Annotated in this window: 6 protein-coding genes; all 6 read left to right on the top strand. The window is 59.4% G+C overall.

From position 1 onward, the window contains the following. The first annotated feature begins 151 nt into the window (after window positions 1-151). The 6 genes from argF (at window position 152) to xerD (ending at window position 8,348) form a co-directional block, all read left to right on the top strand. Window positions 152-1,147: an ornithine carbamoyltransferase gene (gene argF, locus DXC99_RS10115; RefSeq protein ID WP_117630080.1), complete on the top strand. Its 996-nt coding sequence runs from the start codon at window positions 152-154 to the stop codon at window positions 1,145-1,147. 138 nt (window positions 1,148-1,285) lie between these two features. Continuing rightward, complete coding sequence (locus DXC99_RS10110; RefSeq protein WP_369831459.1) at window positions 1,286-2,773, top strand: YfcC family protein; 1,488 nt, start codon at window positions 1,286-1,288, stop codon at window positions 2,771-2,773. A gap of 714 nt (window positions 2,774-3,487) precedes the next feature. Further along, complete coding sequence (locus DXC99_RS10105; RefSeq protein ID WP_117630079.1) at window positions 3,488-4,969, top strand: DUF1846 domain-containing protein; 1,482 nt, start codon at window positions 3,488-3,490, stop codon at window positions 4,967-4,969. A gap of 256 nt (window positions 4,970-5,225) precedes the next feature. Beyond that, entirely contained in the window at window positions 5,226-5,564 is a 339-nt protein-coding gene (locus DXC99_RS10100) for a hypothetical protein (protein ID WP_040358312.1), read from the top strand. Between the two features lie 178 nt (window positions 5,565-5,742). Further along, entirely contained in the window at window positions 5,743-7,404 is a 1,662-nt protein-coding gene (locus DXC99_RS10095; RefSeq protein ID WP_117584233.1) for a CTP synthase, read from the top strand. Window positions 7,405-7,406: 2 nt separating this feature from the next. Next, entirely contained in the window at window positions 7,407-8,348 is a 942-nt protein-coding gene (xerD, locus tag DXC99_RS10090) for a site-specific tyrosine recombinase XerD (protein ID WP_117584232.1), read from the top strand. Window positions 8,349-8,696: the final 348 nt, after the last annotated feature.

Below are 8,696 nucleotides of genomic sequence, written 5' to 3'. Positions count from 1 at the left end.
CGGCCCGCGCTGCATGAGCATGCCCTTCTGGCGCGAGGACCTCTAAGTCTTTCCGTTTCCGGTGCGGTCCCCCTACAACCGCACCGGTTTCGCCCGTCAAACGGGCAACACTAATACTTACGTAATTCATTTCTTCGAAAGGATTTGAACCATGGGTGTTAACCTCTCCGGCCGTAGCTTCCTCAAGCTCCTCGACCTCACCACCGAGGAGATCGAGTACCTGCTCAAGCTCTCCAAGAACTTCAAGGACATGAAGCGCGCCGGCGTTCCTCACCGCTATCTCGAGGGCAAGAACATCGTTCTGCTCTTCCAGAAGACCTCCACTCGTACCCGCTGCGCCTTCGAGGTCGGCGGCATGGATCTTGGCATGGGCGTCACCTACCTCGATCCCGGTTCGTCCCAGATGGGCAAGAAGGAGTCCATCGAGGACACCGCCCGCGTTCTCGGCCGCATGTATGACGGCATCGAGTTCCGTGGCTTTGCCCAGGACGACGTCGAGGAGCTCGCTGCTAAGTCTGGCGTGCCCGTATGGAATGGCCTGACCACCGAGTGGCACCCCACCCAGATGCTCGCCGATATCCTGACCGTCCAGGAGAACTTCAACTACGACATCAAGGGCAAGACCCTCGTCTTCATGGGCGACTGCAAGAACAACGTCGCTCGCTCCCTCATGGTCGTCTGCTCCAAGCTCGGCATGAACTTCGTGGCCTGCGGCCCCGAGGAGTGCATGCCCGCTGACGACGTCATCGAGGCCTGCAAGCCCATCGCTGAGACTAACGGCTGCACCATCAAGCTGACCACCGACGTCAAGGACGGCGTCACCGGTGCCGACGTTCTCTACACCGACGTGTGGGTCTCCATGGGCGAGCCCGACGAGGTCTGGGCCGAGCGCATCGCTCAGCTCACTCCGTATCGCGTTACCTCCGAGGTCATGGCTATGGCCAACCCGGGTGCCATCTTCCTGCACTGCCTGCCCAGCTTCCACGACACCAACACCACGATTGGCGCCGAGAAGTGCGAGCAGTTCGGCATCACCGAGCAGGAGGTCACCGACGAGGTCTTCGAGAGCCCCGCTTCCAAGGTCTTCGACGAGGCCGAGAACCGCATGCACACCATCAAGGCTGTCATGTACGCTACGCTCAAGTAAGAGCATCTAGCATCTCGCTCGGGGTGCATTGCTGCGCACCCCGAGCGCTTTTGTCTGGTAAAAATCTCGCACCGAGCGACATGCACGGCACGGAAGAGCCGCTTCGGGCGAGATCAGTAAATGATTTATGAAGGGGGGATGAGAACTATGACTGAGACCGCTAAGAAAAAGCGCGGTATGCCTTCATCGTTCACCATTCTTCTTGCTCTGCTGGCAATCGTCGCGGTTGTTACCGTTATCGTCTCCGGTACGTCCGGTGGCGCGGTTACCGCTGCCCGCTTGAGCGATTTCTGCACCGCCCCGGTCAAGGGCTTCGCTGACGCTCTGCCCGTCTGCCTCTTCGTTATGATCCTCGGCGGCTTCCTCGGCATGATGACCGAGACCGGCGCCCTGGACAACGGCATTGCTGTTCTGGTGCAGAAGCTTAAGGGCAATGAGATCATGCTCATTCCCGTGCTGATGTTCATCTTCTCCCTCGGTGGTACCACCTATGGTATGTGCGAGGAGACCGTTCCCTTCTACGCCCTGCTCGCCGCCACCATGATGGCTGCTGGCTTCGACCCCATGGTCGGCGCTGCCACCGTCCTGCTCGGCGCTGGCTGCGGCTGCCTCGGCTCCACGGTTAACCCGTTTGCCGTCGGTGCTGCCGTTGACGCTCTGACTGGCGTTGGCATTGAGGTCAACCAGTCCATCATCATCGGCCTCGGTGCCGTCCTGTGGATTGTTACCACTGTTATGTCCATCCTCTTCGTCATGAGCTATGCCAAGAAGGTCAAGGCTGACAAGGGTTCCACCATCCTTTCGATGCAGGAGCTCAAGGACGCCGAAGAGGCTCACGGCAAGGCTGCTTCCGAGGTTCACAAGGAGGTCAAGCTCACCGGTCGTCAGAAGGGTGTTCTGATCGCCTTTGCCTTCACCTTCGTCGTCATGATCGTCGGCTTCATCCCGCTGGCCGACCTTAACGAGGGCGTCGCCAACTTCTTCGATGCTGGCGCTGTCTATGACGCCGACGGTAACGCCATCGTTCAGGGCTGGTCTGCCCTGATCACCGGCCTGCCCATTGGTCAGTGGTACTTCGACGAGGCTTCCACCTGGTTCTTCCTCATGGCTGTCCTGATCGGTATTATCGGCGGCCTGTCCGAGAAGCAGATCGTCAACACCTTCATCACCGGCGCTGCCGACATGATGTCCGTTGTCCTCGTCATCGCCCTCGCCCGTGGTATCTCCGTCCTCATGGCTAGCACCGGCCTCGACGTCTACGTCCTCGACGCTGCCGCCAATGCTCTGGCTGGCCTGTCCGGCGTGATCTTCGCTCCCATGAGCTTCCTGGTCTACTTCGGCCTGTCCTTCCTGATCCCCTCGACCTCCGGTATGGCTACTGTCTCCATGCCCATCATGGGACCGCTGGCTGTTAAGCTCGGCTTCTCGCCCGAGGTCATGGTCATGATCTTCTCCGCCGCCATCGGTGTCGTGAACCTGTTCACCCCGACCTCCGGCGCCATCATGGGCGGTCTTGCTCTGGCCAAGATCGAGTGGACGACCTGGCTCAAGTTTGCTCTTAAGCTCATCGTCGCTCTCTCCGTCGTCTGCGCCATCATCCTGACCGTCGCTTGCGTGATGCTCTAAGTACCCCTTGGGTACCCCACGGAAACCATGACGATCCTGTAAAGGATCACCTGGTCATCGTCTGTCCGGTGGGGTAACCCCACCGGTAGACTCCTACCTTTAGCCTCCTCCCGTTCCGTGCGCGGGAGGGGGCGACTTGCGTTCCGGCGTTTTACCAAACGCCGGAACCGGTCGACGCTGCGCGCCGCCCAGGACGACAATTTGTCATTCAAAAGGCAAGGCATGACCAAAAGGTCTATGCCTTGCCTTTTTCATGCCAACTTGTACGTCCTGGACGGCGCTCGCTGACTTATGCTCATCCTGCGGCGCTGCCTTTGTTGGTGTAAAGGTGTCAGATTGCTTTGCGCCATGCCCTCCTCTTTCACGTCACCTTGCTCGCTCTGGTGGGCTTTCGCTGACTTATGCTCAACCTGCGGCGCTGCCATTGTTGGCGCAGGGGGCGGCTTGCTCGCTCTGGTGCCTGTTCGCTGTCCGTTCTCTGCCCGCGACGTTTCTGCTGTTGGTGCAAAGGGGTCAGGTTACTTTGCGCCAAAAGGGGAAGTTGCGGTGGAATAGTTCCCGTTTGGCCGTCTTGAGGGGTTAAACAGGAGCTATTTCACCGCAACTTATCGATGGCGTGTTTGGTTGGTGCCTGTTGATGGCCTGGGCATCGGGGAGGGCAGGCTCCGTTATAATCGCCTAAGACATTAAATGGAAACGGGACGGGAGCCATATATGCGCCAGGGTTTCGACAACGCGAAGTATATCGAGCTGCAGGCCGCTCATATTAAGGAGCGCATCTCGCAGTTTGGCGGCAAGCTGTATTTGGAGTTTGGCGGCAAGCTGTTTGACGACTATCACGCGAGCCGCGTGCTGCCGGGTTTTGAGCCGGACAGCAAGTTTCGCATGCTCAAGAGCATAGCCGACGACGTCGAGGTCATCATCGCCATTAACGCGAACCACATCGAGAAGAACAAGGCTCGTGGTGACCTTGGCATTACCTATGACGAGGATGTGCTGCGCCTGGTTGACCTGTTCCGCGGCAACGGCTTTGCTGTCGCGGCCGTGGTCATCACCCAGTACGCCGGCCAGCCCGCTGCCGATGTGTTCCGCAACCGCCTGAACGCGCTCGGCATTCCCGCCAAGCTCCACTATCCCATCGAGGGCTATCCGCACGACGTCGACCTGATCGTGTCCGACGACGGCTATGGCAAGAACGAGTTTGTCGAGACCACCCGTCCGCTCGTCGTCGTGACGGCGCCCGGTCCTGGCTCGGGCAAGCTCGCCACTTGCCTCTCGCAGCTGTATCACGAGCATAAGCACGGTACCGCCGCCGGCTATGCCAAATTCGAGACCTTCCCGGTCTGGAATCTTCCTCTGACGCATCCGGTCAATATTGCCTACGAGGCCGCCACGGCTGACCTCGACGACGCCAATATCATCGATTCGTTCCACCTTGAGGCCTACAACAAGACCACGGTCAACTACAACCGCGACGTCGAGGCCTTCCCGGTAGTTCGTGCCCTGATGGAAAAGATCCTGGGCAAGAGCCCCTACCAGAGCCCTACGGACATGGGCGTCAATATGGTCGGCTTTGCCATCACCGATGACGATGCCTGCCGCGACGCTTCCAAGATGGAGATCGTCCGCCGCTACTTTACCGCGGTCGAAAATGTGCGCCGTACCGGCGTGGGCGATGAGCAAGTCGACCGTCTCAAGATTATTATGAAGAAAGCCGGCATCGATAAGAACTACTCACCGGCGCGCTCGGCGGCCCTCACCAGGGAGCAGCTGACGGGTGGTCCCGTGGGTGCCATGGTCATGCCCGATGGCTCCGTGGTGACCGGTAAGACCTCCACGCGCCTGGGCGCCGCAAGTTCGCTCATTATGAACGCCCTCAAGCATGTCTCGAGCGTCGACCTTGAGCTCGAGGTCATTAGCGATGAGGCGATCGAGCCCATCAGCAAGCTCAAGACGCATTTCCTGGGCAGCAAAAACCCGCGCCTCCACACCGACGAGACGCTTATGGCGCTGTCGATCACCTCGGCCACGAGTGAGACGGCCGCTCGCGTCCTTTCGGGCCTGGAGCAGCTGCGCGGTTGCGATGCCTTCTTTAGCGTGATTATCTCGCCGACGGACGAGACGGTACTGCGCAAACTGGGTATCAACGTGTGCTGCGAGCCCAAGTTTGAGCGCCGCGGTTTCTTCCATCGCTAAGTTTGAAGCACCGCGGTAATTGCATTGCATTTTGGCCGTATCGGGTTAGCGCCCGGTACGGCTTTTTGATCAATAAAGCGTCTATTTCGGCGAAAAATAGCTGTTTACCTGCCTAGAAACAATTTGAGCGGTATACAATAACCGTAACTGTTTCATCCTTAGCGGGATGCCGCATGATGGATATTACCTGCCATCGTGAGGTGTGTCGGTCGCGCACGGCGCGTTAGATGCTCGTGCTCGGTTTGAGGAGGCTGCTATGGCGGGCAAGGGTCGTGCGAGTGTCAACGATATGAAGCGTGTCGAGGTGCTGGTGTTGATGGAGATCGACCAGCAAACCGAAGACAATGGCGGGCCGTATGGTTTCTCGCGCAAAACGCTTGCCGAGCGCGTGGGGGTTTCGCCGTATCGTGCCCGCGCGGCAATCGATCGCTTGGATTCCGAAGGCATGATTGATGTCGTCTCGCGTTATAGCGACGACGGCGGTCAGCTTGCAAATGGCATTTGCCTCACCGAACGTGGCGAGTGGTATCTTGAGGGCGTCCGTACCGGCATGCTCGTTCAAGAAATGCTTGAGGACGAGGTTGCTGATCGATAGCAGCATGTAACCCTTGCCATAGCGACGCCGCCTGGGAAACCGGGCGGCGTTTTGTTTCAAGATTGAGAAATGCAATCGCACGCGAGAAAAATTGCGGACGGTCCGCGGCGCGAGTATTACAATGAAGACCCGTAAGATGTGGATAAACAACTTCTACGGGAAGCGCAGGTAACTCAATATGACCAAGCATGTGTTCGTAACCGGTGGCGTGGTTTCGTCCCTGGGCAAGGGTATCACCGCGGCCTCGCTGGGCCGTCTGCTCAAGTCGCGTGGCTACAAAGTAACGATGCAGAAGGCCGACCCGTATCTGAACGTCGACCCCGGTACCATGAGCCCGTTCCAGCATGGTGAGGTCTTTGTAACCGAGGATGGTTACGAGTCCGACCTGGACCTGGGTCATTACGAGCGCTTTATTGATGAGAACCTGACCCGCGATTCCAACTTTACGACCGGTGCCATCTACAAAAGCCTAATCGCCCGCGAGCGTCGCGGCGACTTTTTGGGCGGTACCGTGCAGGTGATTCCTCACGTCACCAATGCCATTAAGGACAAGTTTCGCCGCATCGAGGAGCAGACCGGCTCCGATGTAGTCATCACCGAGCTGGGCGGCACGATCGGCGACATCGAGTCCCAACCGTTTGTCGAGGCCATCCGTCAGTACCGCAAGGAGGCCGGCTCCGAGAACGTCTGCTACATCCACGTGTCGCTCGTTCCCTATATTGCCGCCGCCCACGAGGTCAAGACCAAGCCCACGCAGCATTCCGTCAAGGAGCTCCGCAGCTTTGGCATCCAGCCCGATATCATCGTGCTGCGCTCCGACCACCATATCGATGACGCTATCCGCGGAAAGATCGCAAGCTTCTGCGACGTCGACACCGATTGCGTCTTTACCAATGAGGACTGCGCGAGCATCTACGACGTGCCGCAGCTGCTTGCCGAGCAGGACTTTGACCTGCGTATTTGCGAGCGCCTGGGCCTGGACCCGCGTGAGCGCGACATGAGCGAGTGGAATGAGTTCCTGCGTAAGCAGAACCATGCCAACCATCACGCCGATAAGGTTAAGATTGCCGTCGTGGGTAAGTACACGCAGCTGCCCGATGCGTACCTGTCGGTTATCGAGGCCCTGCACCATGCGGGCGTCTTCTACGATCGCCATGTGGACGTCCAGCTGGTCGACGGCGAGAGCCTCGACGAGCAGAATGTCTCCGAGGTTCTGGGCGACGCCTCGGGCATCCTGGTCCCCGGCGGCTTTGGCAAGCGCGCCCTGGAGGGCAAGATCCTCGCGGCCGAGTTTGCCCGTGAGCACAAGATTCCGTATCTGGGCATTTGCCTGGGTATGCAGGTGGCCGTGTGCGAGTTCGCCCGCAACGTCGTCGGCCTTGCCGGCGCCAGCTCCTCCGAGTTCGATCCGGACGGCCCGTTTAGCGTCATCGATCTGATGAGCTCGCAGGAGGACGTGACCGAGAAGGGCGGCACCATGCGTCTGGGCGCCTATCCGTGCAAGCTCGCCGCCGATACCCTCGCTCGCGAGGCATATGGCGAGGATCTCGTCTACGAGCGTCACCGTCACCGCTTTGAGTTTAACAACGCCTTCCGCGACCAGCTTGAGGACGCCGGTTTGGTTATCTCGGGTCTGTCGCCCGACGAGCGCCTGGTCGAGATGGTCGAGCTGCCGCGCGACGTGCATCCTTGGTATGTGGCAACCCAGGCTCACCCCGAGTTCAAGAGCCGTCCGACCAACCCGCAGCCGCTGTTCCGAGAGTTCGTGCGTGCCTCGATCGGTCAGCACGAGGGTGTCGATCGCCTGCAGGTGACGCCCATGAACCTCGCTACGGACTAAGGGTGCCGGCGAACAAAGAACATACCGAAGCTACTCCCTCGTCGCTCGCCGTGGCGGCGGGGGAGTATCTCGATTACCTCGCGGTCGAGCGGGGTTTGGCGCGCAACACGATTGCGGCCTATCGTCGTGACCTGACGACGTACTGCGCGTATCTGGAGCGGGCGGGCATCATGTCTTTTGATGAGGTGACTCGTCAGGTCGTGGAGGGCTTTGTCGCCGACCGTCGCGATGGGGGCTATTCCGATGCCTCGGTGGAGCGTGCGCTTGCGGCCGTGAAGGGCCTGCATGCCTTTTTGGTGCGCGATGGGATTGTGGCCCAAAATCCAACGGCGGCGTTGCGCCTGCCTAAAAAGGCTGAGCGTTTGCCGGAGTATCTATCGGTGGAGGATGTCTCGGCGCTGCTCGATCAAGACTTCCCCGAGGGCGAGATGGGCTTGCGCGACCATGCCATCTTGGAAGTGCTCTACGGATGCGGCTTGCGTGTGAGTGAGTTGGTGGGGCTCGATGTGGGCGATATCCATATCGACGATGGCTTTGTGCTCGTTCGCGGTAAGGGCTCAAAGGAACGCCTGTCCCCGTTGGTGGGAAGCGCGGCGCGAGCTCTGACGCGCTATATAACTAAGGGGCGTTCTCGCTTGGCGGCCCATGCCCACGGAACCGAGACCTCGGCGGTCTTTTTAAATAAGAACGGCCGCCGTCTGTCGCGCCAGGGCATCCATGCCATCTGTGAGCGCTACGGGCGCCAGGTGGGGCTGGTGGGACTCCATCCCCATACGCTGCGTCACTCCTTTGCCACCCATATGCTTGCGGGCGGTGCGGACCTCCGTGTGCTACAGGAGATCTTGGGACATGCCGATATATCGACCACGCAGGTCTACACGCATGTCGATCGTACGCAACTGACCGAGGTCTATCTGGCGGCGCACCCGCTGGCACATCGTTAACACATCGCTGGCCTGCATATCTATAGGTATTTGGGGACGGGCCCCAGATTGCCGCGGCGTGCTTTTGCGCGCGCATGGGCAATCTGGGGCTCGTCCCATTTTTCGCTAGACACCGACGCGGCGGTGGGCCGTGTGTACCGTGGGTGGGAGAGTTTGGGGGCGATGTGAACGGCGTGTAAAGGGACGTAAAAATCGCCTCAAGGTCAACTTGAAGGTTGAGGTTCGCGGGCGTGGTTCTACAGGTGGCATCCCGCCTTTGCTGCAAACACAACATATTGTGTTTTCGAACATATGCTCGGGGGTGTTTTACAACATATTGGGGGTGGAATGGTGGGGAGGGGTGGGGGA

It is taken from the genome of Collinsella sp. TF10-11AT, assembly GCF_003437565.1.
Classification (GTDB): Bacteria; Actinomycetota; Coriobacteriia; order Coriobacteriales; family Coriobacteriaceae; genus Collinsella.
The sequence above is the reverse complement of the archived record's forward strand: the minus strand, read 5'-3'. Positions and strand labels throughout refer to the sequence as shown.

What these genes read in the sequence shown, in the direction of transcription:
- argF (WP_117630080.1), top strand. Translation starts at nt 152, where the DNA reads ATGGGTGTTAACCTCTCCGGCCGTAGCTTCCTCAAGCTCCTCGACCTC.
- DXC99_RS10110 (WP_369831459.1), top strand. Translation starts at nt 1,286, where the DNA reads ATGAGAACTATGACTGAGACCGCTAAGAAAAAGCGCGGTATGCCTTCA.
- DXC99_RS10105 (WP_117630079.1), top strand. Translation starts at nt 3,488, where the DNA reads ATGCGCCAGGGTTTCGACAACGCGAAGTATATCGAGCTGCAGGCCGCT.
- DXC99_RS10100 (WP_040358312.1), top strand. Translation starts at nt 5,226, where the DNA reads ATGGCGGGCAAGGGTCGTGCGAGTGTCAACGATATGAAGCGTGTCGAG.
- DXC99_RS10095 (WP_117584233.1), top strand. Translation starts at nt 5,743, where the DNA reads ATGACCAAGCATGTGTTCGTAACCGGTGGCGTGGTTTCGTCCCTGGGC.